At 66.2% G+C, this 23,519-nt stretch carries 21 protein-coding genes; 11 read left to right on the top strand and 10 right to left on the bottom strand.

All coding sequences use genetic code 11. The annotated features are described in order from the left end of the window. Positions 1-67: 67 nt before the first annotated feature. The 3 genes from ABEA50_RS11855 to ABEA50_RS11845 all read left to right on the top strand — a co-directional run bounded on the left by ABEA50_RS11855 (position 68) and on the right by ABEA50_RS11845 (position 2,994). Positions 68-616 carry a YceI family protein gene (locus ABEA50_RS11855; protein ID WP_345495338.1) on the top strand — a complete coding sequence of 183 codons (549 nt, stop codon included), beginning with the start codon at positions 68-70 and terminating at the stop codon, positions 614-616. 773 nt (positions 617-1,389) lie between these two features. After that, a complete protein-coding gene (locus ABEA50_RS11850; RefSeq protein WP_345495337.1) occupies positions 1,390-2,049 on the top strand; it encodes a TetR/AcrR family transcriptional regulator in 660 nt (219 codons plus the stop codon). Positions 2,050-2,094: 45 nt separating this feature from the next. After that, the gene (locus ABEA50_RS11845) at positions 2,095-2,994 is read left to right on the top strand and encodes an alpha/beta fold hydrolase (RefSeq protein WP_345495336.1); all 900 of its coding nucleotides are present in this window, start codon (positions 2,095-2,097) and stop codon (positions 2,992-2,994) included. 28 nt (positions 2,995-3,022) lie between these two features. Here ABEA50_RS11845 and ABEA50_RS11840 read toward each other — a convergent pair whose 3' ends face one another. Next, complete coding sequence (locus ABEA50_RS11840; RefSeq protein WP_345495335.1) at positions 3,023-3,820, bottom strand: HugZ family pyridoxamine 5'-phosphate oxidase; 798 nt, start codon at positions 3,818-3,820, stop codon at positions 3,023-3,025. Positions 3,821-3,920: 100 nt separating this feature from the next. Between ABEA50_RS11840 and ABEA50_RS11835 the strand changes: the two genes are divergently transcribed. Beyond that, positions 3,921-5,018, top strand: a complete 1,098-nt coding sequence (locus ABEA50_RS11835) for a hypothetical protein (RefSeq protein ID WP_345495333.1) — start codon at positions 3,921-3,923, stop codon at positions 5,016-5,018. A gap of 163 nt (positions 5,019-5,181) precedes the next feature. On the opposite strand, the gene ABEA50_RS11830 is transcribed toward ABEA50_RS11835, so the two are convergent. The 3 genes from ABEA50_RS11830 to ABEA50_RS11820 form a co-directional block, all read right to left on the bottom strand. Then, positions 5,182-6,405: a lipase family alpha/beta hydrolase gene (locus tag ABEA50_RS11830; RefSeq protein ID WP_345495332.1), complete on the bottom strand. Its 1,224-nt coding sequence runs from the start codon at positions 6,403-6,405 to the stop codon at positions 5,182-5,184. A gap of 404 nt (positions 6,406-6,809) precedes the next feature. After that, a complete protein-coding gene (locus tag ABEA50_RS11825; RefSeq protein ID WP_345495331.1) occupies positions 6,810-7,526 on the bottom strand; it encodes a metal-dependent hydrolase in 717 nt (238 codons plus the stop codon). A 359-nt stretch (positions 7,527-7,885) separates the two neighbouring features. After that, positions 7,886-10,150 carry a serine/threonine-protein kinase gene (locus ABEA50_RS11820; protein WP_345495330.1) on the bottom strand — a complete coding sequence of 755 codons (2,265 nt, stop codon included), beginning with the start codon at positions 10,148-10,150 and terminating at the stop codon, positions 7,886-7,888. Between the two features lie 145 nt (positions 10,151-10,295). Between ABEA50_RS11820 and ABEA50_RS11815 the strand changes: the two genes are divergently transcribed. Continuing rightward, positions 10,296-10,454, top strand: coding sequence for a hypothetical protein (locus tag ABEA50_RS11815; protein WP_345495329.1), 159 nt, complete (start codon positions 10,296-10,298; stop codon positions 10,452-10,454). 210 nt (positions 10,455-10,664) lie between these two features. Then, entirely contained in the window at positions 10,665-11,720 is a 1,056-nt protein-coding gene (locus ABEA50_RS11810) for a fused (3R)-hydroxyacyl-ACP dehydratase subunits HadA/HadB (RefSeq protein ID WP_345495328.1), read from the top strand. A gap of 71 nt (positions 11,721-11,791) precedes the next feature. Here ABEA50_RS11810 and ABEA50_RS11805 read toward each other — a convergent pair whose 3' ends face one another. Genes ABEA50_RS11805 through ABEA50_RS11795 form a run of 3 tightly spaced genes read right to left on the bottom strand, consistent with a single transcriptional unit; the run spans position 11,792 to position 15,284 of the window. Beyond that, on the bottom strand, positions 11,792-13,027 hold the full coding sequence (locus ABEA50_RS11805) for an alkaline phosphatase family protein (protein ID WP_345495327.1): 1,236 nt from the start codon (positions 13,025-13,027) through the stop codon (positions 11,792-11,794). Further along, the gene (locus ABEA50_RS11800; protein ID WP_345495326.1) at positions 13,024-13,920 is read right to left on the bottom strand and encodes a LysR family transcriptional regulator; all 897 of its coding nucleotides are present in this window, start codon (positions 13,918-13,920) and stop codon (positions 13,024-13,026) included. The genes ABEA50_RS11805 and ABEA50_RS11800 overlap by 4 nt, the downstream gene beginning before the upstream one ends. Beyond that, positions 13,917-15,284, bottom strand: coding sequence for a cation:dicarboxylate symporter family transporter (locus tag ABEA50_RS11795; RefSeq protein ID WP_345495325.1), 1,368 nt, complete (start codon positions 15,282-15,284; stop codon positions 13,917-13,919). Before ABEA50_RS11795 ends, ABEA50_RS11800 begins: the two co-directional genes overlap by 4 nt. Positions 15,285-15,486: 202 nt before the next feature. On the opposite strand from ABEA50_RS11795, the gene ABEA50_RS11790 reads away from it, so the two are divergent. Further along, on the top strand, positions 15,487-16,380 hold the full coding sequence (locus tag ABEA50_RS11790; RefSeq protein ID WP_345496530.1) for an alpha/beta fold hydrolase: 894 nt from the start codon (positions 15,487-15,489) through the stop codon (positions 16,378-16,380). Between the two features lie 68 nt (positions 16,381-16,448). Here ABEA50_RS11790 and ABEA50_RS11785 read toward each other — a convergent pair whose 3' ends face one another. Together ABEA50_RS11785 and ABEA50_RS11780 are read right to left on the bottom strand one after the other, a co-directional pair. Beyond that, positions 16,449-17,228, bottom strand: a complete 780-nt coding sequence (locus tag ABEA50_RS11785) for a sulfite exporter TauE/SafE family protein (RefSeq protein ID WP_345496529.1) — start codon at positions 17,226-17,228, stop codon at positions 16,449-16,451. 123 nt (positions 17,229-17,351) lie between these two features. Beyond that, on the bottom strand, positions 17,352-17,927 hold the full coding sequence (locus tag ABEA50_RS11780) for a CGNR zinc finger domain-containing protein (protein WP_345495324.1): 576 nt from the start codon (positions 17,925-17,927) through the stop codon (positions 17,352-17,354). A 103-nt stretch (positions 17,928-18,030) separates the two neighbouring features. On the opposite strand from ABEA50_RS11780, the gene ABEA50_RS11775 reads away from it, so the two are divergent. From ABEA50_RS11775 to galT, 3 genes are all read left to right on the top strand, one after another. After that, positions 18,031-19,200 (top strand): epoxide hydrolase family protein, encoded by a 1,170-nt coding sequence (locus tag ABEA50_RS11775; RefSeq protein ID WP_345495323.1) that lies wholly within the window; start codon positions 18,031-18,033, stop codon positions 19,198-19,200. Between the two features lie 347 nt (positions 19,201-19,547). Then, complete coding sequence (locus ABEA50_RS11770) at positions 19,548-20,339, top strand: aldose epimerase family protein (protein ID WP_345495321.1); 792 nt, start codon at positions 19,548-19,550, stop codon at positions 20,337-20,339. A 421-nt stretch (positions 20,340-20,760) separates the two neighbouring features. Then, the gene (galT, locus tag ABEA50_RS11765) at positions 20,761-21,828 is read left to right on the top strand and encodes a galactose-1-phosphate uridylyltransferase (protein WP_345496528.1); all 1,068 of its coding nucleotides are present in this window, start codon (positions 20,761-20,763) and stop codon (positions 21,826-21,828) included. Between the two features lie 226 nt (positions 21,829-22,054). Here galT and ABEA50_RS11760 read toward each other — a convergent pair whose 3' ends face one another. After that, complete coding sequence (locus tag ABEA50_RS11760; protein ID WP_345495319.1) at positions 22,055-22,600, bottom strand: winged helix-turn-helix transcriptional regulator; 546 nt, start codon at positions 22,598-22,600, stop codon at positions 22,055-22,057. 60 nt (positions 22,601-22,660) lie between these two features. Here ABEA50_RS11760 and ABEA50_RS11755 point away from each other — a divergent pair, with 60 nt between their 5' ends. Next, on the top strand, positions 22,661-23,305 hold the full coding sequence (locus ABEA50_RS11755; protein WP_345495318.1) for a dihydrofolate reductase family protein: 645 nt from the start codon (positions 22,661-22,663) through the stop codon (positions 23,303-23,305). Positions 23,306-23,519 lie beyond the last annotated feature (214 nt).

Here is a 23,519-nt window from a genome sequence, read left to right as displayed (position 1 = left end):
AAAACATTCCTACGCCGTTTCCCGGACACATAATCAAAAGTTCATCTACTTATCAGGAGGACGACCGATGGCCACCACGACACTCACCCCCGGCACCTGGCAGATCGACCCGACGCACTCCGCCGTCGGCTTCTCCGTGCGCCACCTCATGGTGAGCAAGATTCGCGGCCGCTTCACCGACTTCTCCGGCCAGCTCGTCGTCGCCGAAGACGGCACCGCCAGTGCCGAGGCCGAGATCCGCGCCGACTCGGTCACCACCGACAACCCGCAACGCGACGGCCACCTGCGCACCGCCGACTTCTTCAAGGTCGAGGAGTTTCCTGTCCTCACATTCAAGACCACCGGTTTCCAGGTCAGCGGCGAGAAGTTCGCCGTGCAAGGCGATTTCACCGTGCGCGGTGTCACGAAGAACATCACCCTCGACGTCGAATTCCTCGGCGTCAGTCCCGGCATGGGCGGTGGCCCGGTCGCGGGCTTCGAGGCACAAACCGTCGTCAACCGCCGCGATTTCGGCCTCGATATCGACATGCCGCTGCCCGACGGCGGCGGCGTCGTGATCGGCGACAAAATCACCCTCACCCTGGAAATCGAAGCAGGACTGCAAGACCCGGCCTGATTCCGGCGTCGCCGTGCCGCCCCACCCGGCACGGCGACGCGCACCTCCTGCGCACTTCCCGCGCACCCCGGCTACTCTCGTGCGCCGCCACCGTGACCCCACAGAGGGCCTCCAACGCTCGCCAGCACCTGGTGGAACTGTCGCTGCCGTCCTCAGCTGCGCTCTCCGGCACCCGGTGAAACCGCCACCGCCCGTACCCAACTCAACCCTCCCCACGAGCCGCCCGAACACCTGTTCCGAGCGCAGCGAGACCGGTACGGTAAGTTCGCGGCCGTCTCGCTGTTGAGTGCCCGTTTCGTAGGCGACGAAGGAGCAAGAAACGGGTACTCAACAGCGAGACTCAGGGCCGCGAACCACGCGGCGCCAGCCGCCAAAAACACAGCGAGGAGTTCCTCGCCCCCGCGTATCACCCCGTCGCCTGGCGTGTTGCTGGTTTCTCGCTCTCGTGTGTTACCCCGTCGCCTGGCGTGTTGCTGGTTTCTCGCTCTCGTGTGTTACCCCGTCGCCTGGCGTGTTGCTGGTTTCTCGCCCCCGTGTGTCACCCCGCCGCCTGACCTGCAGCTGGCTCCCGCTCCCGCGTATCCCCGCCCCGTCTCGTCGGCTCCTCAGTGGCCACGGCTACGCGGCTGCAGGTACGGCATAGAGCGGAGGTCGCGTGCACCGTCACGATGGTTCTCGATCTGCGGGGACGCCGAACCAGTCAGGACGCGGCGAGACACATGGCGGACCGACGAACTACCAGCTCCCCGCGGCAGTCTGATACGGTACGAAACGTGTCGTTTCGTAATAGTAGCGCCAACGATCAGCCCACCGAGGTACGTACCGGCCGCCCCCGAGACCAGGCCCGTGAGGCCGCGATCCTCGCGTGCGTACTCGAGCTACTCGGTGAAATAGGCTACGAGGCAGTGACTTTCGAAGCGGTGGCCCGGCGCGCCCACGCATCGAAAGCCACCCTGTATCGCCGCTGGGAGACCAAACGCGACATGGTCGTCACCGCGATCAAGGCCGGCCCCGCGTCCGGCAACGGCGCAGCTGCTGTCGACACCGGCTCGCTGCGCGGGGACCTCCTCGCCCTGTGTGAACGACTCGACACCACGATGCGCTCGGCCGACCCTTCGATGAGCCTGATGCTCCTGCACGCGGGTCTGGAAGACCCCGACCTGTGCCGCCACCTCGAAGAGAACACCGGGCCGACCGGGGCGAAAATGCCGGAATCGGTGCTGTCCGCCGCCATCGACAGGGGCGAACTGCCAGCGGGCGCGCGGCCGTTTCCGTACGAGGAGATCACCGGTTCGGTACTGCTGCTGCGCAGGCTGAACGGACTCGCCACCGGGCCCGAGTACCTCGCCCACCTGGTCGACACCATCCTCATCCCCGCACTGCGAGCGAGCGCCACCACCCCGGCGCCGCCGCTCCCCGCCATCTTCTCCTGACCACCGGGGCGAAACCGCCACTCCCGCAACGAAAGGTGCGCGCTCATGACGAGCACGACAATCGACGGCTTCGACTATCGGCGGATCGTGGGTGACGGCGGGGTCGACCTCAATGTCGCCGTCGGCGGCTCCGGCGATCCGATCGTCCTGCTGCACGGCTTTCCACAAACCCACCTCATGTGGCGTCACGTCGCGCGCACCCTCGCCGAGCGTCACCTGGTTGTCGTCCCGGACCTGCGCGGCTACGGCGCAAGCGACAAACCCACAGAAACCGGCCCCGACACCTACTCCAAACGCACGATGGCGCGCGACATCGTCAACATCATGCGCGAAATCGGCACACAGCCCGCTACCCGGTTCGCCTTGATCGGCCACGATCGGGGAGCCCTGGTCGGCGTGCGCGCCGCACTCGACCACCCGGAAAAGATCTCCCACCTCGGTATTCTGGACGTCCTGCCGACCATGGACACCTGGGAGGTGTTGCATGGCGTCGACGCGGCGGTCGCCTGGCACCTGTATCTGATGGCGCAACCGAAGGGCTTGCCCGAGCGGATGATCCAAGCGGTCGCCGAGGACTTCTTCGGCTCGTTTCTCGACGCCTGGGACCCCTCGGGGACCACATTCCCACCCGAGGTGCGCCAGCACTACCTCGACAGTTCGGTACGCGCCGTCCCGTCCATCGTCGCCGACTACCGCGCCACCGCGGGCATCGACCTCGACATGGACCGCGCCGACCGTGCGGCAGGAACCCAACTGGCCATGCCCGTCGCGGTGATCTCCCAGGACTGGGGCGCGCAACTCGGGTTCGACGCCCCCGCCCTGTGGCGCCGATGGGCGCCCGCCGCCACGTACCGACCCATCGACGCCGGCCACTTCATGGCCGAGGAGAAGCCCGACGAAATCGCCACCTTCATCGAAGAACTGGTCCGCCGCACACCCCGATGACCAGCGCGGTAGGTGGCGCCACACGAACTCAGCCCTCGCGCGCCAACCGCGCCAATTCCGCCGTCACCGCACGCAATTCGCCCGCCGAGCCGATCGGCTCCGCGTAACCCACCCGCGTGCGCGCCACCCCACGCGGCGTCACCACCCGCAAATCCAACCCGTAACGGTCCGCGCGCTCACAGCTGGCCTCGGTCGCATCGGGATAACCACCCAACACCCGCGCCATCGACGCCAGCGACTCCGCGTGGTCGTTGTTCAGATGCGTGATCGCCCCCGCCGCCACCGACACCACCGGATCGGGCTCTGCCGACGCGTACTGCTCGGCCGTCGCCGAATCCATCCGGCCGTACCCGCCGACCCACCGCACCCGGTGCACCCGCAACACCCACACCGTGAAATCGCTGTAATCGATGTAGTACTTCGCCGCTGGCACGGCAAGCAGATGCGCCTCGCGCGCCGCCTCGGCCTCCGCGTCGGCGGGCCGCTCCACCACGCCCGACAACGTGATCCTCGTGCCCGCCAGCGGATCCGAAGGCATATCCGGCGCCAGCACCGCGATACTCGCCCTCGGGTCACCCGCCAGATTGCGACCGTGCTCTGCCAACCGCGACACACACAGGACCGGCTGTCCGGCCAGCAACCCATAGGTCACGAACGACGCCCACGGGTCACCGTCGTCGGTGAGGCTCGCCATGGTCCCACTATTCGACGCCGCCGCAACGGTTCTCGCCTCCTCCGCCGCGCTCGGACGGGCCGGATTGCGCACCGGCGCGGTCGGCTGTGGAATCGAAGGCGCGTCGCCGGGATCACCGTGATCGAGTGTCATACGACCATCTTCCCAGTACGCGGCCCCGAAACAAGCGTCAGTCCCGCGAATTCCCACCCCGTCGCGGGCGAACCCGCGCCGGACAGAGCAGACTTGCCTGGTGACCCGTTACGCATTCGACGCCGACCGCAACGCGCTCGTCGCCACCTGGGCGACCGGACGCGGCGACCTGGCGCAGACAGTCGCCGTGCTGCCCGCGCAGGCAAACCGAGACCAGGCCACCGATCTCGCGTCGAACCTGACCATGCTCTCGCGTTTCCAGTGGCGCACCTACACCCATCCCGCCAGTGCCGCAGGCGACTCCGATGTGCCACACAGCGAAGCGTGGCGCCGCGCCGACGAACGCAGGAACTTCAAGGACGTCGAGGCGAGCATCCGCAAGCCCAATCTGCCCACCGACGAAGGGCTGCTCGTCTCCTACAGCGGTGTCGTCGAATCCGCGCACTGTGTGGGACGCATCCTCTACCAACTCGACGACACCGCCCTGCTGGAAACCGTCGTCGCCGAGGTCTCCTGCGAACAGATCGCCATCGAATCCGCCGAGCGCGGCGACCTGTCCGGTCGCGCCCGCCAAGCCGTGGAACTCTCGCGCCCCGATGTCTCTCCCGCTCAGGTGCAGGCCGCCTACGACCTGCTCAAAGCTGACCCGCTCGGCCCCATCGCCCTGTTCACCGAACTGGACCCCGCCTCCGCCTCCGTGGCCGCCGCGCACTGGCTGCACGCCGCCGCCGAGGTGGCCGGGGGAGTTGCCGACCTGGCCACCGCCGCCGTGGTGGTGGAAGCCGACGAGATCGAGGCGCTCCAGGTGGAGACCCCGACCCACATCCTCGAACGCGTCGGCGCGGGGGAGTCCGCCACCGACGTCGTCGTCGACCTGATCGCCGAGGCCACCGCCGTCAACGACGGACGCATCCCCTCACCGTGGGAGCTGGTCGCCCGGCTGGCCGAAATCGAAGCACAGGCATATAAATTCAACGTCGACCCGGAAGCACGCGAGAGCCTGATCGCGGGCTTCCGGATCAGCCGACTCGACCCATCCCGTCCCGCACTCGACCTGCTCGAGGACCTACTCGACGGCATCCGAGGCTGCCTGTTGCTCTACGTGGCGCACACCGATCTCGACGACCCCGACCAAGCCGAGAAGGAGTTCGCCGCCGAAGTTCGGGTCGCCGCCACGGAACTCGAGGACATGCTCTGAGCTTCCCGTGGGTTCGGCGAACCGCGCCACCACGTCGGGGTGGTCGGCGCGGCCATCAGGCGCCGCGCCGATTCCTCGTCGGTCGGCCAGTTCGGCAGCGGCGAATACGGACCCGCCTGACAATCAATCGGCCCGCGGTGGATACCGACTTGATCGGGATTCGTCAGTCACATAGCAGCCATCGACGCAACGCCGCGTAAACAGCGTCGTGGTTGAGCAGGGCGAAGTGATGCGCGCCGGGCACATGGAGACTGTTCGTCTCGTCGAAACCGATGCGGCGCGCGCTATTTCGACCGGAACCGCTCGGGGTGAGCACCAAACCATCGCCGATGATGCGGCCGATCGGATGGCGCGGGCTACGGGTGACGGTCGCGGTGACGAAATAATGCTCAGCGCCCTCGAGTAACGCCACCTCACGAATCGCCCTGCGGCGTAGGGCATCCGCGTCCATTCCCTGCCAATCCTCGTCCACCAGCGAACCATGCCGCAGATCCCGGATGCCGCCGCTGCGCCGACGCAGCAGCCGACCGAACGGCCGCGTCTCCGGCACGGCCACCAGCGCCGCGGACGCGTAATGCGCCAGCTGTTCCAGCGGCGCGCCCAGATGCGGTGAACCGAGGCACACGATCTTGCGCACCTTGCGCACCCAGGGCAGCCGCTGCTGTGTCGCGGCGAAACAAGCAGATCGTGCGACCAACCCGCCCATCGAATGGCCGATCAGCGACACCTGTTCCACCGGTACCGGCCAGTGCTCCACCAGGCGCGCCATGAGCGCGCTCAACTCGTGCGCGTTGTCGGAGATGTGCAGGCCGCTGTTGTACCGAACCTGGAGCGTGCAGCATTCGAGATCCTCGCCGAGCCGTTCGGCGTAACTCGGCTGTCCGCCGAACCGCCAGGCGTGTTCGGTTTCCACCAGGCCGTGCAGGAACACAATGAGATGCGAACTCGGTTGCGGCACAGTGGCACCGAGTAGTTCTGGCGGGACAGGTGCTCCGTCGTGCCGAAACGTCATCGGTCCGGCGAGCGTGGGCCGCCGGTCCTCCAGACTGTCACCGATCAGTCCTTGGATCACGCCGAGCGCGACCGAGCCGAATACCGTGCGCGACGGCGCCGTGACATCGGGTCGATCGACGATCCGCTCCGTCATGGCACCTACCGCGACGGTGCTACCGGCGACGATCTCGTACACGCCATCGGTGATCGCATTGTGCAACACCTCGACCGGCGCGACGGCAGGGCCGACCCCGAGTCGAACCGCGCCGAAGACCCGGCTCGAGATCGCGCGGTGCACGGCGGCGATGCCGTCCACCGCGCCGCTGATCTCGTCACCGGCGAGGCGGGCGAGCGCCGTGGCCTCGCCGCGTGGTTGCCGTGCCCGTCCCGTCATTCATTCAGTTTACAGTCGTGCACTGAATGGGGGTGGCGGTCGGTTCCGGCGCGGGTCTGACGGTGATTACGGCGTCGGTGCCGCTGTCCGGAGGTAACGCACCGTCCCGTTCGACGGCACCTGTCGTAATCCGCAGCTCGGTGCCTGTGGCGGGGGAGCGGTACGAATCCTGCGCGGAAAAATCGTTCGAGAGAGCGGGGTTTCGTCCCTCTCGATGGCGGCAGGGGCAGTCGAGCGAGATCGGCGGGGTAGGAAGCTGTCCGCACCATGTCGCTTCGGTCAATCACCTAAATACATCCTGATACGCAGATATGCGCATCTAGCCATGTGATGCACTATCGGCGAGACCAGGCACCTGCACCTGTCCTCACGACCAAAAGACGCAAAGACAGGCGAGGGGGTGGTCAGGGCTGGTGGGTGATCCCGTACCAGAGGACCGCGAGTGTGCCCGCGGTGAACAGCGGCGAGAGGATCCAGGTCTCCACCTTGTTGCCGGTGCGTTCGATGATCGGTACGGCAACGCGAAACTTGAACGGCCAGAACAGGCGACAGCCATGGTCGGTGAGACAGTCACCGAAGAGGTGGACCAGCGCGCCGAGGCCGACGGCGAAGGGCAACCACACGGGTTTGTTCGTGATCCAGTGGTCCATCGCGAAGGTGCCTGTCACCGCGAGCACTACGACCACACCCCAGGTCTTGAATCCTTCGCCGGGTGGGCACAGGTGCAGTGCGCGCACCGCGAGGGCCAGCAGGAAGAAGACGAGGCCGAGGGTGAACCAGCGGCCGATCCAGTGCTCACCCGCCCATGTCCCGTAGGTGACGAGGGCGACGAAGGCGAACGAGTGGGTGGCGTGGCGGTGGCCGCCGGAGATCCAGGAGATCAGTTTGCAGAGGTAGTGCGAGACCGGGCCGAGCACATGGGAGATGGTGCCGCTGGGGTGGTCGGCGTCGGGGAGCAATGCCGCTCCCGCGGTGAGAAAGGTGCCGAGCAGGAGATCGACGACGCCGAGGTGACCTGACTCGCCCTGGATTGTCGGATAGGTGAGTATCGAAACGGGTAACGCCACTGCCGCCCCCGACCAGGCCAACGCGCCACTGGTCGCATGTGAATGTCCAAGCACCGCTGAAGGTTAGTTCACCGAAGCTTTGCCAAGCGAACGACCTTGTGCTGAATGCTGTTGTGTCAGGGGAGGAGCCGGGGTCGAGGTACGCAGCGTGCTTTCGAACGCTATGGGGAGCAATCGGATTCGGGGGTGGGGGAGGGTGCTGGTCGTACGGCCTACGGGCTGCGACTGGGGATAGGGCGCGATTGCCGACGACAAGCCGCTGTATCGGATCGGCGCCCGGTTCGGATCTCTCGAGCTGTCCTGCAATAACTTCCATTCAGATACGTATTCATGCGCATATAACTATCTGGTCTGCAACCGCTATTCGCCGCGAATCTTCCAGTCACCCAAAAAACGCAAGGACGGACGGAAGGCTAGCGGCGCGCGTGCGGATCGATGATGCGCTTGAGTGCGTGCAGATCGGATTCGAGCGTGTAGAAGACGCGGAGCGCGCCGAGGAACGCGAGCAGACCGCCGACGCACAGCACGACGATCGAGACGATCACCGACTGTTGTTCGTCGGGGGTGAGGAAGGCCAGGCCCGCGGCCACCCCGATCAGCGGCACCGAGGCGGCGACAGCGAGGTAGATCCTGCTGCGCCTGGCCAGACGTCGCAGCAGGACCGCGTCGTGGGGCGAGACGTGGCCCGCGTCGACCAATCCCGGGTAGTACCAGCGCAGTACGAAGAACGTCACCGGGAAGTAGGTGTACACAACCGCCAGCGCGGCCGCGACGACATGGGATGCGGCCAGGTTGAGCAGGAGGCCCGCTGGCAGGTCGGAGACGCGGTTGAGCTCGATGAGGAATGCGGTGAGGGCGATCATCCAGCCCGCGAAGGAGCCGAGTGCGATGCGGTCACCACACGCGAGTGTGTCCGCTCTCGCCTTGGCGAGAGTGTCCTGGTCGTAGCGTTTGCCGCGGCGTAGTCCATTGGGTACGAGGAAGACTCGTCGACACCAGTACATGAGGAGGGTGAAGCCGAGTGGGTAGCCGATGAGGATACTCGCCACGATGAGGCGCACCAGGCGGCTGTAGGCCGCCTCGGTGAGTTCGGTGCTCAAGAGCATCTGGTTGTGCGTGAGTAGGTAGAGGCCGCCGAGTAGTTGGCCGGTGATCGCGGAGACCGACACCACCGGCATCGGACGCATCCTGAGCCGGGAGCGGATGCTGTGCGCGGGTGGTGCGACCAGGTTGCGCGCGGTGCGGTCGAGGGTGAGCTCGAGTTGTTGCGCGAATGCGGCTCCGCTGGAATAGCGGTCGTCGCGATCGGGCGACAGACATGTCTGTAGTGCACGTCGTAGCACCGAGGGGCAGTCCGGTGGTGCGGTGGCGGCGAGGCGTTCGGCCATCGGTCGGTGGCGTAGCGCGATCATCCGCGACAGCGAGCTGGCCGAGTCGCCCAGTGCGGGTTCGTCGGCGAAGGGTAGGCGGCCGGTGAGTAGTTCCCACAGCACCACGGCGAGGGCGTAGAGGTCGCTGCGGGTGTCGAGGTCGGCGGCGGTGGTGAAGCGACCGGGGTGGCAGGCCTCGAGTTGCTCGGGTGACATGTAGGCGAGTGATCCACCGAAGTAGGCGACCGGGCTGTTGCCGGGAATGTGGCTGCTGAAGCTGATGTTGAAGTCCGCGAGCTTAGGTTGGCCATCGGCGGTGAGCAGCATGTTGGCGGGTTTGATGTCGCGGTGCAGTACTCCCGCGCGGTCGGCGTAGTCCAGGGCGGTGGCCAGGCGGCTGCCCAGCCAGGCGACGGCTTCGGGCCAGGACAGTGCGGCGAGTTCGGCGCGCGTGGTCGAGGGTTGCGGTGTGAGGACGCCGCCGGAGGTGACCGACGCGTCGACCGCGTCCAGCAGGAGCTGTCCGGTGCGTTGCGCGACCGGTGTGGCGCGCACCAATCGGAGCACTCCGAGCAGCGTCCCGCCCGGTACGTACTGCATGTACATGAGTTTCAGGTGCTGGTCTTCGATTTGACGTTGGTCGAAGACGCGGACGATGTGCTCGTGGTCGAGTTGAGCGAGCGTTTGTGGTTCGCTGCCGCGGTCGCGGGAGATCTTCACCGCGACCAGGCGTTGCATCGACCGTTGCCTGGCGAGGAAGACGCGGGCGAACGCGCCCTGTCCGAGGCGGATCAGCAGATCGAAATCGTCGACGGTGTCGCCGGAGGCGAAGGTGTCGAGTGCGCCGACCGCGGTCGGGTCCGACAGCAGGGTGGTGCGGTAGTTCTCGGCGTGGATTTGGTCGGCGATCTGTGCCAGTTGCGGCGAGAACTCCTGTTCGTATTCCGCGATATCGACGGACCGATCACCGGCGCGCACCCGCGCGGTGATCTCCTCGTAGATGAGATCCGGTGGGAGGTCGGCATGGTCGAGTTCGGGGAACTGCGCGCGGTAGTCGGCCAGGCGCTTGCCGTCGTCGCTGTCGCGCCACCGATGATGCAGATCGACCTTGATGAGTTCGATGAGCGCTGAGCGCCGCAGCGGGGCGTCGACGGGTAGATGTGCGGCGAGGTCGGGTGGTTCGCCCTTGGCCCACGCGGTGTCGAAGTCGGCGACGAGCCGCGTCAACGCGTTGTGTGTCGCGGTCTGGGCCGCTCGCGCGCGATCCACCGCGTGGTCCGGCGCAGCGACGGTGTAGCGCATGTCCATGCCCGGCTCATCCGATCGATATGTTCCCGTGCCCCGTACCCGAGCGTAAACGATGCGGGCGCAACCCTGCTCGAGGATTCTCGTCGCGTGTCCGTGCGGGCCGACGACGTGTGGGGCATCGGCGTCGGTTCGCTACGGTCGAATGGTGACTTTCGAGGTGGTGCCGATGCCGGTTCCCGACATCGTGGTGCGGAAGGCGCAGGATTACGGACCCGGCTGGGACGAGGAATTGGTGCGCGCTTACGGATTGGTGCCGGATCATGCGCGAATGAAGTATTACCGCGAATTGTGGAATGCGACGTGATCAGTATTTTGCCGCGTGCCGTGGTGTCGTGGCGGGTCGGTGAAACCGCTTGTCGGACTGGTGAATTACCCGTGTCACCGGCCGAGAGCCTTGCCGCTGTGCGCGGTCACTTGGCATGACACCCCGGATCGGATGGTGTCGGACCTCGCCGCACGGAAATTTCGGCTATCCTGCCGTGAGTCTGTTCCTCGAACAAAGGATAAGTACACGGTGGGTTCTGTAGTCGATGCACCTGATACGGCCGCGCGTTTGGGATTTTACTACCGGGCGAACGGTACCTATGAGGTCGGCCGCGAGAAGGTGCGTGAGTACGCCCGCGCCGTGCAGGATTATCACCCCGCGCACTGGGACGAGGACGCGGCGGCCGCGCTCGGCTACACCGGCTTGGTCGCGCCGCTGACCTTCGTGTCGATTCCCGCCATGGCCGCCAACCGCTACCTTTTCGAGGAGGTAGTGGTCGGCTACGACACCTTTGTGCAGACCGAGCAGGTGTTCGAGCAGTACAAGCCGATCGTGGCCGGCGACGAACTGGTCACCGACGTGGAGCTGACGGCGGTGCGCAAGGTCGCGGGCCGCGACCTGGTCACCGTCACCAATACCCTGTACGACCGCTCCGGCGAGATCGTGCACATCATGCACACCACGGTCCTCGGCCTCGTGGGTGAGGGTGTCGACCCGGAGATCGCGACCGCGGTCGACAACGTCATGGTGCACGGCGTGAAGATGTTCGGGCGCAAGGAAGGTGAGGGCGACCCCGCCGCGCAGGCCGCTGTGCCGGAGTCGCAGGTGAAGCCCACCGAGCAGCCGACCGTGTCGATCGAAGGCGCTGCCCGCGCCTCCCGCACCTCGCTGTCGTTCGACGAGCTCACCGTCGGCCTCGAACTGCCGATTCGCCAGGCCCGCATCACCCGTGGTGATCTGGTCAACTATTCGGGTACCTCGGGTGACGGCAACCCGATCCACTGGGATGAGCATGTCGCCAAGTTGGCGGGCCTGCCGGATGTGATTGCCCAGGGCATGCTGACCATGGGTCTCGGTGCGGGATTCGTGTCGTCGTGGTCGGGGGATCCCGGCGCGGTCACCCGGTACGGCGTGCGGCTGTCCAACTACACCGTGGTGAGCGCCTCCGAGGGCGGGCACGTCGAATACTCCGCGCGAGTGAAGTCGGTGGACCCGGAGACCCGCAGCGCCGTCGTCGCGCTTGTCGCGAAGTCCGGCGGCCGCAAGATCTTCGGCCTCGCCACCGCCAACCTCCAGTTCGCCTGACCTGATACTGCTGAACAACGACGCTCTCGGTCCGGTCGGACCGAGAGCGTCCTTGTGCGTGCCTGTCGCTGTTACCGGGCTGCGGTGTTGTTGAGGATCAGATCGTGAATATCCCTGCTACGCAGAATGTTCGCGTGGTACCGGTCGGCTAGTTCGCCGCGGATCGGGATGCTGCTGATGAGCGGGACGAGCTGTTCGTGTCGTCCGCCGTGTGAGCGCAGCGCGCCGTGCAAGCCGGAGAGGTCGTGGTCGGCGGCGCGTGAGCCGAGTGCGGTGTCGGCGCTGGAGGTGATCGCGAGGTCGCCGATGCGGTCGGTCGGGTGTTCGTAGATCGTCGCGGATTCGGTCTTGTTCCAGATTTCCTCGATGCCGGGCAGGGTCGCGATCGTCGCGCGTGCGGCGGCTCGCTGGTCTTCGGGGAGGTAGATCCATGCGAATGAGCCGAGTGCGCCGTGGTGGCGGGTGTAGGGGTCGGTGATGGGCAGGATGATGTCGTCGTATTCGATGCCCGCGTCGGTGAGTACATCGCCGAGGTAGTGGACGCGGGGTCGGCCGTCGGCGTCGTGTTTGGTGTTCATGCCGTGGTCCGCGGTGATTCCCACCGTGAAGCCCGCGTCCAGGAAGTCACCGAGCAGCGCGTCGAACTCGCGAAAGAACAGGTCGGCCAGTTCGTCTCCCGGTGCGGACGCGTGTTGCACCCGGTCGGTGAGCGACACGTACATCAGTCGGATCTGCGGCCGGATTCGGTGGATCGCCAGAGCTGATCGCATGGCGTAATGGCTGGCGAGTGGGTCGTAGATGCCGGGGGCGGGCAACCCGACGAGCTTCTCCAGATCGGTGATGTCGTACTCGGGGAGGCCGGTGCCCGCGGCTTTCTCGACGCTGATACTCGGCACGCCGCCGTGGCCGAGGAGGCGGCGCAGCTTGTCTTTCGTGGTCACCGTCAGCGTCGGAACGCCGGCTTCCTGGAAGGCGGCGTGGATGCTGGGCGCTCGTAGGAACCGTGGGTCGTTGAGTAGTTCGATGTCGCCGTTCTCGAGTCGGCAGTAGTTGCCCGGCAGTCCGTGGAGGGCGGGGGAGACGCCGGTGACGATCGAGAGGTTGTTCGGGTTGGTGAGGCTCGGCATCTCGGAGGCGCCTACCCGCATCTCGCCGCCGTCGCGCAGCATTCCCGCCAGGCGCGGCATCAGCGAGCGGGCGAGGCTATCGGTGAAGTAGTCGGGATCACCGCCGTCGACCGTGATGACGACGACGGGGCCTTCGGGTACCCGGTAGTCACGGTGGTTCACGGTGATCGTCTGCGTCATTGCTCGGCCCTCTCGGTCATGTTGCGTAGGAACAGGTCTTCGGTGGTGGTGAGTGGTTTGTCATGTCGTCGGATGAGGTGGACGGGGCGGTCCTCCGGTTCGGGAAGTAGCCGGATCTCGGCGACCCTGCCGAGGTCGAGTGCGTCCTGTGCGCAGGCGCGCGGCACGCAGGACATGCCCAATCCGTGTGCGACGGCGCTGATGATGGCGCTGGTCCCGGCGATGCTGCTCGTCCTGGCGTGCGGAATGCGCCATACGGCGAGGAGTTGCTCCTGGTAGGACCTTGTGCTGGAACCGGATTCGCGCATCAGCACGGTGGTACTGCGCAATTCGCGCGGATCGACCCGCGCACCGGCCAGTAGGTGGTTTCCCGCGACGATGACGACCTGTGGTTCGTCGCCGATGCGTTCGGTGTGCAGTGCCGTGTGCTCGGCGGTGCCCGCGATGAGCCCCAGCGCGAGGTCGCCTTCGACGATCTTGCGGATGATTTCCCCGGTGTTCGCGACCGTCAGGTCGATGCGAACGTTCGGGTACCGACGGGTGTATGCGGTGAGTAGTCGCGGAAGTAGGTGTTCACCGGTGGTCGTTGTTGCGCCGATGGCGAGTGTTCCCGCGACAGGACGGTTCCCGAGGTGTTCCAGATCGGTGAGTGCGCGATGGGACAGGTCGAGGATGGTGCGGGCGTATTCGAGCAGGACCGCGCCCGCCTCGGTGGTCGTCGCATTCCTGCCGGTCCGGTCGATCAGGACCGCTTCGACATCGGTTTCCAGGTGCCGTAGATGGGTGGAAACCGTTGATTGGGTGAGTCCGAGGGCTCTGGCGGCACCGGACAGGCTGCCGGAGTCGACGATCGCGAGGAACACTTCGAGGCGGTGCAGGTTGGGTAGGTTCATCGTGGTGCCCCGGCGGTGTCGAGTTCGGGTGTGGAATCCGCAGCGGGGGAAACCATTTTCGCGGTAGGTGTGGGCGAGGTGCCCGCCATGACGGCGTTCACCGCGCTGGCGCTGATCTCGCCCTGCCAGCGCGCGACGACCAGTCCCGCGACCGCGTTGCCGAACGAATTGACCACGGCCCGGCACTCCGACATGACTCGATCGATTCCGAATACCAACATCACGCCCGCGACGGGGATCGCGGACACCGAGGACACCGTCGCCGTGAGCATGACGAACCCGCCGCCGGTGACCCCGGCCGTGCCCTTCGACGAGATGAGCATGATCCCGAGCATGAGCAGCTGTTGACCGAGGTCGAGGTGGATGCCGAGCGCCTGCGCGATGAACAACGACGACAGGGTGAGGTAGAGGCAGGTCCCGTCGAGATTGAACGAGTACCCCGCGCTGACACTGATTCCCGCCGTGCCCTTCGATACGCCCAGGTTTTCCAACTTGCGCACGATGCCCGGCAGCGCTGCCTCCGACGACGAGGCGCCGAGCGCGATCAGGATCTCCTCGCGGAAGTACCGAAATGTCCGCAGGGGGTTGATTCTGGTCAGTGCGATGATGCCGCCGAGGACGACGACAAGAAAGATCAGCGCGGTCACGTAGAACGTCGCGATCAGTTTCAGGAGTGCGCCGATGGTGTCGGCGCCGAAAGTACCCGTGGTGTAGGCCATCGCGGCGAACACGCCCACCGGTGCCGCGTAGGTGACGAAGCCGACGATGGTGAACAAGACCTCCGACAGTCGTTCGATCCCGCGTGCGAGTGGCGCTGCGCGTTCACCGAGTAACGACAGTGCGATGCCGAAAAGGATGGCGAACACGAGGATTTGCAGGATCGCGCCCTCGGCGAAGCTGTCGACGATATTGCCGGGCACCAGTTGGGTGAGGTAATCCGACCAGTGCATGGCTCGCCCGGCTTCGACCTTTTCCGACAGCGAGTCGTCGATGACGATGCTGTCGGCCGAGACGTTCATTCCCGCACCCGGTTGGACGAGGTTGACCGCGAGCATGCCCAGGACGAGCGCGACGGTGGTGACCGCTTCGAAGTACAGGATCGACCGCAACGCGACCTTGCCGACCTGCCGCAGATTCGCCACCGCCGCGATCCCCGTGACGACCATGCAGAACACGATCGGCCCCAACACCATCGTCAGCAGGCTGACGAATCCCTCGCTCACCGGTTCGAGCGCGCGGCCGAAGTCGGGTGCGAGCAAACCCGTGACCGCACCCGCGGCCATCGCGGCGAGCACCCACACGTAGAGCTGCCGGTACCACCGTGACCGTCGTCCCGATCCTGATCGTGCCGTCGGTATCGACATGGTGGTTCTCCTGACGTTCGGTGCTTGCCTGTTCGGCACATCGTGCAAGTCGGGAAGCACCGAAACCGCAATGCCGGGGGCAGCGAAGGTGAACAGCCGCCGACGAACCGACGACCGATCGATGACCCCCGTTGAGGAACACCGATCGGTCGTTGACGGCGTGCGGCCCGCGGCGTGGACGCGTGCGAGCACGCACAATGGCATGGTGGACTATGACGAATTCGCGATGTTCGCCGAGAACGCCCAGGAAGTGGGGTTGCCGTTGACCGAGGCGCCTCTGGTGCGGCGGTGCTCGGTGCGGATCGGTGACGGGCGAGGGGTCAGCGCATTGCGGTGGGGGTCGGGCGAACCGGAACTGGTGTTGCTGCATGGCGGTGCGCAGAACGCGCATACCTGGGACACGATGGCGCTGGCCTTGAATCGACCACTGGTCGCGGTGGATCTGCCGGGGCACGGTCATTCCGATTGGTGGTCCGATCACCGGTACACGCCGCAACGGCTGGCCGAAGCGGTCGCGATCGCCGTGGAAGCGCTCGCTCCGCGTGCGGCGGCGGTGGTGGGGATGTCATTGGGTGGTTTGACCGCTTGGCATCTCGCCGCGATCCGACCCGATCTCGTTCGCCGACTCGTCATCGTCGACGTGACACCCGGTAGCACCGACGACCCGCGAAAGACCGAGGCGATCACCACCTTCGTCAATGGACCCGCTGATTTCGCGTCGTTCGCAGAGATTCTCGAGCGCACGGTCGCGCATAATCCAGGTCGGTCCGTCCAGTCGCTGCGCCGAGGAATCCTGCACAACGCGCACGGTCGGGCCGACGGTCGTTGGGTGTGGCGCTACGACCGGCAACGTCCGACCGCCGAGGGGCCGTTCGATCTCGCGCCGCTGTGGAACGATGTTTCCGCCGTCGAAGCGCCACTGTTGTTGGTCCGTGGCGCACGGTCACCGGTGGTCGACGACGCCGACATCGCGGAGCTGCTCCGGCGGCGACCCGATGCTCAGGTCACCGTCGTCGAGAACGCCGGGCACTCCGTCCAGGGTGATCGTCCGCGCGAATTGGCCGAGCTCATCGATGGTTTCGTGTTCGCGAGATGACCGACCGTGCCGCGACGGTCTTCGCGGCGAACGTGCGGGCGCTGATGCCGACGGTGGATGTTCGAAAGCTAGGCCAGCAGCCGCCACAACCCGATCAGGCCGAGTACGACGATGGCGCCGCGCAGTGCCGCGGGGGAAAGTCTTCGGCCGTATCGTGCGCCCACGGTGCCTCCGACCAGTGAGCCGACGGCGATGAGCCCGGCGGCGGCCCAGCTGATCCGATCGAACGCGACGATCGAATACGTCAGTGCCGCCACGACATTGACGATCAGCGACAGGAGGTTCTTGGCGGCGTTCATGCGTTGGATGGGTTCGGAAACGAGCACGCCCATCACGCCGATCAACAGAATGCCTTGCGCGGCGGTGAAGTAGCCGCCGTAGACACCCACCGCGAAGGTGCCGACGGTCAGCAACACCAGTTTGGTTCGGGTGAGGTGTTCGGCGGCGCGGCCCGCTGCTTCGGAGCGACGCTTGGCCCACGCCTGAATCCGTGGCTGCAACACTACGAGTACCAGTGCGGCGATGAGCAGTACCGGCACGACCGCCGCGAACACCGAGGGCGGCAGGTGCAGAAGCAACCACGAACCGAGCAGGGCACCGAAGAACGATGCGGGAATCTGCCATCGCAGCATGGGCCACTGTCCGCGCAGCTCCCGCCGATACCCCCAGGTCCCGGACACGCTGCCCGCGACGAGCCCGATCGCATTCGACATCGTGGCGATCTGCGGGGGGTACCCGAATGCCACCAGTGTGGGGAACGTGATCAGCGTCCCTGACCCGACGACGGCATTGATGGCGCCCGCGCCGAAACCGGCGATCAGGATGACGAGTATTTCGGTGATCGGCACGGCAGTGACGTTACGGCGGCCCGAGGTGACGAACACACCGACCTGAGCGCGGGTAATGGAAATCACGCGGGAGGAGCATCGGTGGCGATCCCGGATGATGTCGGTGGGAGCCTTTGCCTGCGATTATTTCGCCGATCTGGGGTTCTTGCGCTGGTTGGCAGTGAATCGTGCCTTCTTCTGGCGATTTCCGCACGTGTTCATGTCGCACCATTTGCGGGTGCGGCTTTGGCTGGTGTCGAAGAATGCCGCTCGGCAGGTCGGGGATGCGCACAAGGCCAATTTTCCGTCGCGTTCACCGGCGATGATGCTGATCGCGTCGGCGGCGATGACACCGAGGGCGTCTACCACGGAGGAGGGCGAGCTGAGTCGCCATTGCCGTGTGCTTTCGGGTGTGAGGACGGCTGCGGCGCGACCCCGAATGCTGCGGTCGTTGATGATTCGGACGGCAGCCGCGGGGGGAGTGTCGTGGGTCGCGGCGGCTGTGGCGGCGGCGTGAATTGATTCCCGCAGTTGTCGTGCGAGTTCGAGCTGTGCGGTGGTGCAGGAGTCCACGGCGAGCCCGCTGACCGTGAGCCAGTCGATGAGCCGCTGCGGGGTCGGAATTCGCTCGACCGCTTCGCCCTGGCGTTCGGTGAGCGTCGCGGTGAAGCTGGTCGCCAATTCGGTGCCGAGGCGAAAGTCCGGGAAGTCGGCGGGCATGGAACCACCTTAGCCGGTTGCGCAAGACGGCTCCCGCTTGCTAGAACCGTCTTAGACGGTTCATCAGAGGTGGTGACCGGTTCGACGATGCCCAGGAGGCCACATGTCCGATCCCCACGCCGTGCACGCCTTCGAAGCCCACGCAACCGACGCCGACCTCGCCGACCTGCGGGCGCGGTTGGCCGCCGCGCGGTTACCGGAGGTCGAGACGGTCTATCGCCCCGCGCCCGACCCGCGCCGATGGGAGCAGGGCGTTCCCCGTGCCGACCTCATCGAGGTCGTGAACTACTGGCGCACCGGGTACGACTGGCGGTCGTTCGAAGCGCGGCTGCACCGAATCGGCCAGTTCCGCACCAGCATCGACGGTGTGGGAATCCACTTTCTGCACCGCCGATCCCCGCGCCCGGATGCCACCGCGCTGATCTTGACGCACGGATGGCCGGACAGTGTCGTGCGCTTCATCGATATAGTCGACGAGCTGGCGAATCCGACAGACGCGAACGCACCGGCGTTCCACGTCGTCGTTCCCTCGCTACCGGGCTTCGGTTACAGCGACAAGCCCGCCACCACCGGGTGGGGGACCGAAAAGATCGCCGCCACTTGGGTGGAACTGATGAAGCGGCTCGGCTACGACACCTTCGTCGCACACGGCGGCGACTGGGGCGGCAACATCACCACGGTTCTCGGCGGCCGGTTCCCGGAGCAGGTTCTCGGTATTCACACCACGTTCGCGCAGGCGCCACCGGGTGTGACCATGGATGGGCTGACCGCGACCGAACGCGAATGGGCCGAGGAAACCCAGTATTTCTGGCGCCACCGCGCGGCATACGCGAAGCAGCAGGCGACCCGACCGCAGACCATCGGCTACGCACTCGTCGACTCACCGGTCGGGCTGCTGGCCTGGATCCTCGACAAGTTCGCCGAGTGGACGGACACCGAGGACACTCCGTTCGAAACAATCGCGATGGACCGAATCCTCGATGACGTCACCCTGTACTGGCTGACGCGGACCGGCGCCTCGGCGGCCCGCATCTATTACGAGAGCCACAACGCACTCGACCCGCAACTGCGGGTCGAGGTCCCGTCGGCACTCACCATGTATCCGCGCGACGTCGAGAAGTGCCCGCGACCGTGGGCGCGGCAGCGGTACCGGCAGATCGTCCACTGGCGCTCGCCCGAAGCCGGTGGACATTTCCCCTCGCTGGAAGTGCCCGAGTTCTTCATCAGGGATCTGCGCGAAGGTCTCGCGGCGGTGCTGGCCGTCAGCGGATAACTCCGGGCGGGCACCGTGCGCGGTCGGCCGCAGGTGCGTCGTCCACGTCGAAACACGTTCTTGGCCGAACGGTCCCGGGGTCCGGTCGACCCCCGGCGATCGCTATGCGGTAGGCGACTTCGACACAAGCCCGCTGGGCCTCGTCGGCATCGCCGCGAACACCGGGTCCCCGAGGCTGGGTACGAGTCGCCCGCCGCCCGGGCCGGTTGGCGGATCAGGAGGCGGCGATCATCTGTCCGCTGCCACGACCAAGGGCGCCGAGCGTGTCGCGACACCGACGCGGGCGATCCAGCGGTGATCTGTTTGAGTGGAGTCACCGGTCTCGCGCGGACACGAAGAGGTGAGCAATGGGAAACCTGGAATTGAGAGCTGGCGACGCACATCTGACGGTGAGCCAGGATCGTGGCAGTGTGACCGGATTTCGCCTCGGTGACCGGCAGGTGCTGAGTGGCGAGCACGAGCTGTTCCCGATGGCGCCGTGGTGTGGTCGGATGCGCGACGGGGTGCTGGAGTGGGAGGGCGGCGAGTATCGGTTTCCTCGCACGTCCGGGCCGCACGCTATACACGGCACGGTGCGCAACCGGCCGTGGCAGGTGTTGGCGCACAGCGCGACGAATATCGTTTTAGCGCAGGAACTCTCGGATCCGTGGCCGTTCGAGGGCAGGGTGACGCAATCGATCACCCTCGGGACGAGTGTGGCGTTCACCATGACGGTGGCGGCAAGTTCGGCGCCCTTTCCCGCACAGGTCGGGTGGCACCCGTGGTTCGCGCGGCGAATCAACGACGTCGCCGCCGAGATTCGGTTCGACCCCGCGTGGCAGCTCGAACGCGGCGAGGACTATCTGCCGACCGGCCGCCGCATCACACCGAGCGAAGGACCGTGGGACGACTGCTTCGGCATGCCCGACGGCGTTCGCGTCGGCCTCGTCTGGCCACAGGAACTCGCCATGACCGTGACGAGTCCCCTGCACTGGGCCGTCGTCTTCGACCAGCCCGCCGACGCGATCTGTGTGGAACCACAGTCCGGGCCGCCCGACGGTCTGAACACCACCCCGCGCGTGGTCACCCCGGACAATCCGCTGATGGGTGAGATGGCGTGGGACTGGGAGGTTCTCGCCGACACCGCGCGCCGCGAATGAAGCAGTGGCGACTTCCAGGCGCGGACGAAGCATGCCGCACCGCGCACCTCCCGTGAGACGTCCGCGTCGCACCACGGCCGAACCGCGTGCCTGGTACTCGGACCGCTGGGCGATAGCGTGATCCACCGTAAACGGCGCGTCTACGCCACCGTGCGATTCCGCGGGACGGGCATCGTGGGAGAGTTCCACCGCACGGTGGATGTCCGCAGCTGCGACGCGGAGGTGTGTGGTTCAGGCGTCACTGCTTCTTCGAGACGACCGGTCCGGATTTCCGGCAAATCAGCAGCACCCCTGGCGCAGATCGGCCGTGCCGCCGGGATAGGTTGGGTAGAGCTCGCGGATCGTCGCGCTCGGTCGCACCGTGAGCGTTGACCGATTCCCAGGCCACGGAGGTGACGGCATGATCACGACTCGATCCGAGCTGGCCGATGGTCGCGAGATCATCTACTTCGACGCCGACCCGGTGTCGCGTACCGCCGTCGACACTCGCGATCTGCCGCGGACGACAACGCACTCGCAGACCCGATTCGATCCGCTGCTGGGGGAGTGGGTGGTCATGGCCTCGCACCGTCAGACCCGCACGTTCCTGCCGCCCGCCGACCTCTGCCCGCTGTGCCCATCGACGCCCGATCGAGCCACCGAGATTCCCGAATCCGATTACCAGGTAGCGGTTTTCGAGAATCGCTTCCCGTCGCTGGCGCCGGTGCACTTCGAGTTGCCGCCGACGGTCGACGGTTCGCCGCTCACCAGGCAACGCGAGGGTTTCGGCCGCTGCGAGGTGGTGTGCTTCACCAGTGATCACAACTCGTCGTTCGCGCGACTGGACGACAGGCGCGCCCGACTGGTGGTCGACGTGTGGGCCCAGCGGACCGCCGAATTGTCCGAGCTGGATGGGGTCGGTCAGGTGTTCTGCTTCGAGAATCACGGCAAGGACATCGGTGTCACGCTGACGCACCCGCACGGCCAGATCTACGCCTACCCGTTCGTGTCGCCGCGCGTCGCGAAGATCTCGGCGAATGTGGACGACTACCGAAAAGCGCATGGCGAGAACCTGTTCGGTGATGTGCTCACCGCCGAGCGAGAGTCGGGAATTCGGGTGGTCGCCGCGAACGAGGAGTGGACGGCGTTCGTGCCGCCCTTCGCCCGCTGGCCCTACGAGGTGCAGGTGTACCCACATCGTCGTGTCGCCGACATCCCCGAACTCGATGACGCCCAACGCGACGCCTTCGCCAGCCTCTACCTGGACCTACTGCGCCGCTTCGCGCGCCGCTTCGATACCCCGATGTCCTATATCGCCGCGTGGAATCAGGGGCCTACGCCGAAATCTGGTGTGCCACGCGATGATTGGTGGCTGCATCTGCAATTGTTCTCGATGCGTCGCGCCGCCGACAAGCTCAAGTTCCTGGCGGGTTCGGAATCCGGGATGCAGGTGTTCATCAGCGACACGACGCCCGAGATCGTCGCCGCGGAACTACGCGAACTGGGTTAGGTCGCCGCCGTCGGTATCGCGGCGAGCACCACATTCGTCAACGGCCGCACCGATTCGCGTCCTTCGAGAAGGTCCTCGAGCATACGGTCGCGCACAATCCAGGCAGATCCGTCCGGTCCCCTCGCGTGTTCGAGGTGCCGTGACGAATGCTACCGACGCGCGCGGATGGTGGGCCGGGCTGCTCCCCACTGATATGCGTTCGGTGCGGGCGCTATCGAACCCGTGCTCAATCGCCGCTGCTCTCGGCGGCCGTCGTGTGCGACGCCGCGCGCAGGTAGGCCTCGGTCAACTGCGCGAGGACGCCGTTGTCGGGAACCGGGGTGCCCGCCAGGTGGGTGGCGCGAAGTTCGTCCATGAACCGATCCCACAGTGCCGGCCCGCCCTCGGCCAACAACTCGGCGCGCACGGTGAGTTCGGGTGAGGTCTCCAGCCATCGCGCACCCCACGCGCCTACCTGTGCCATGACCGGCACGAGCTGAATCGCCGCTTCGGTGAGGTGGTAGCTCACCTTCTGTCGGTGGCTCGGGTCGGCGTCGCGGGTGAGCAGGCCCGCGTCGACGAGTTTTGCCAGCCGGGCGGCCAGCATGTTGGAAGCGATGCCCTCCAGTGACGCCGCCAGGAGTTCCCGGAAGTGGGTGAGTCCACCGAACATGATGTCGCGCAGGACGATCAGGCTCCACCGGTCGCCGAGCAGTTCGATCGTCATATTGATCGGACAGCCCGACTTGCCGGGCGGGACCGGTAGCTTCGTAGATGCAACTGGTTGCAACATGGGATCAGTCTAGAGTAGTTTCCCTACCACTTGCAAAATGCAACCAGTAAGGGGTTTGTCATGGCACCACTTGTTCGAATTCAAAACTTCGTGGTTTCCACCGACGGCTACGGGTCGGGCGAGGGGCAGAGCCTCGAGCACCCGTTCGGGCACGCCGATCCGGAAACGCTGATGTCCTGGGCGGGCGCTACCGCGCATTGGCCCAATCGCACCGACCCCGGCGGCACCTACGGCCTCGACGACTACATCACCCGCGACTACGCCAACAATGTCGGCGCGGAGATCATGGGGCGCAATAAATTCGGCCCCGAACGTGGGCCGTGGGAGAACTACGACTGGCAGGGCTGGTGGGGTGAAGAACCGCCGTTCCATACCCCCGTCTTCGTCCTGACCCACCATCCGCGCCCCTCGTTCAGCAAGGGGGAGACCACCTTTCACTTCCTCGATGCCTCGCCGAAGGACGCGCTGACCCAAGCGTTCGACGCCGCCGGGGGCAAGGACGTGCGAATCGGCGGTGGCGTCGCCACGGTGCGCGAGTTCCTCGACGCCGACCTCGTCGACACCATGCACATCGCGGTCGCGCCGGTGGAGATCGGTCGAGGCGAGAAGTTCTGGACCGGGCCGAACGAATACGTCGAACGATTCCACCACGAACAGATCCCGAGCCCGAGCGGCGTCGTGCACAACTTCTTCTGGCGTCGGTAATCAGCATCGCGCCTACACCGTGCGGCGGCGCGAACTCGTGTCGGGCAGCGCGGCGATCGCACACGGCAGGCGGCTACGGCGAGAGAGTCGTCTGCCCCACGATGCTCATCGCGGTGTGGCACTCGGGCTGCGCGAGGCGCCGGGCGACGGTCGGCGCCACCGACTCGGCCTGTTGGCCCCGATACCGGATGGAGTGGACCTGTCTGCCGACGAC

The sequence above is a fragment of the Nocardia callitridis genome, from assembly GCF_039543305.1.
GTDB lineage: Bacteria > Actinomycetota > Actinomycetes > Mycobacteriales > Mycobacteriaceae > Nocardia > Nocardia callitridis.
This window is presented reverse-complemented; position numbering and strand designations above follow the sequence as displayed.

Bases quoted from the DNA above. Each gene is read 5' to 3' on its own strand.
- ABEA50_RS11795 (WP_345495325.1), bottom strand. From the start codon at position 15,284: ATGTCGATACCGACGGCACGATCAGGATCGGGACGACGGTCACGGTGG.
- ABEA50_RS11855 (WP_345495338.1), top strand. From the start codon at position 68: ATGGCCACCACGACACTCACCCCCGGCACCTGGCAGATCGACCCGACG.
- ABEA50_RS11830 (WP_345495332.1), bottom strand. From the start codon at position 6,405: ATGACGGGACGGGCACGGCAACCACGCGGCGAGGCCACGGCGCTCGCC.
- ABEA50_RS11800 (WP_345495326.1), bottom strand. From the start codon at position 13,920: ATGAACCTACCCAACCTGCACCGCCTCGAAGTGTTCCTCGCGATCGTC.
- ABEA50_RS11820 (WP_345495330.1), bottom strand. From the start codon at position 10,150: ATGGACATGCGCTACACCGTCGCTGCGCCGGACCACGCGGTGGATCGC.
- ABEA50_RS11780 (WP_345495324.1), bottom strand. From the start codon at position 17,927: ATGCCCGCCGACTTCCCGGACTTTCGCCTCGGCACCGAATTGGCGACC.
- ABEA50_RS11840 (WP_345495335.1), bottom strand. From the start codon at position 3,820: ATGACACTCGATCACGGTGATCCCGGCGACGCGCCTTCGATTCCACAG.
- ABEA50_RS11790 (WP_345496530.1), top strand. From the start codon at position 15,487: ATGGTGGACTATGACGAATTCGCGATGTTCGCCGAGAACGCCCAGGAA.
- ABEA50_RS11760 (WP_345495319.1), bottom strand. From the start codon at position 22,600: ATGTTGCAACCAGTTGCATCTACGAAGCTACCGGTCCCGCCCGGCAAG.
- ABEA50_RS11805 (WP_345495327.1), bottom strand. From the start codon at position 13,027: ATGACGCAGACGATCACCGTGAACCACCGTGACTACCGGGTACCCGAA.
- ABEA50_RS11775 (WP_345495323.1), top strand. From the start codon at position 18,031: ATGTCCGATCCCCACGCCGTGCACGCCTTCGAAGCCCACGCAACCGAC.
- ABEA50_RS11755 (WP_345495318.1), top strand. From the start codon at position 22,661: ATGGCACCACTTGTTCGAATTCAAAACTTCGTGGTTTCCACCGACGGC.
- ABEA50_RS11770 (WP_345495321.1), top strand. From the start codon at position 19,548: ATGGGAAACCTGGAATTGAGAGCTGGCGACGCACATCTGACGGTGAGC.
- ABEA50_RS11845 (WP_345495336.1), top strand. From the start codon at position 2,095: ATGACGAGCACGACAATCGACGGCTTCGACTATCGGCGGATCGTGGGT.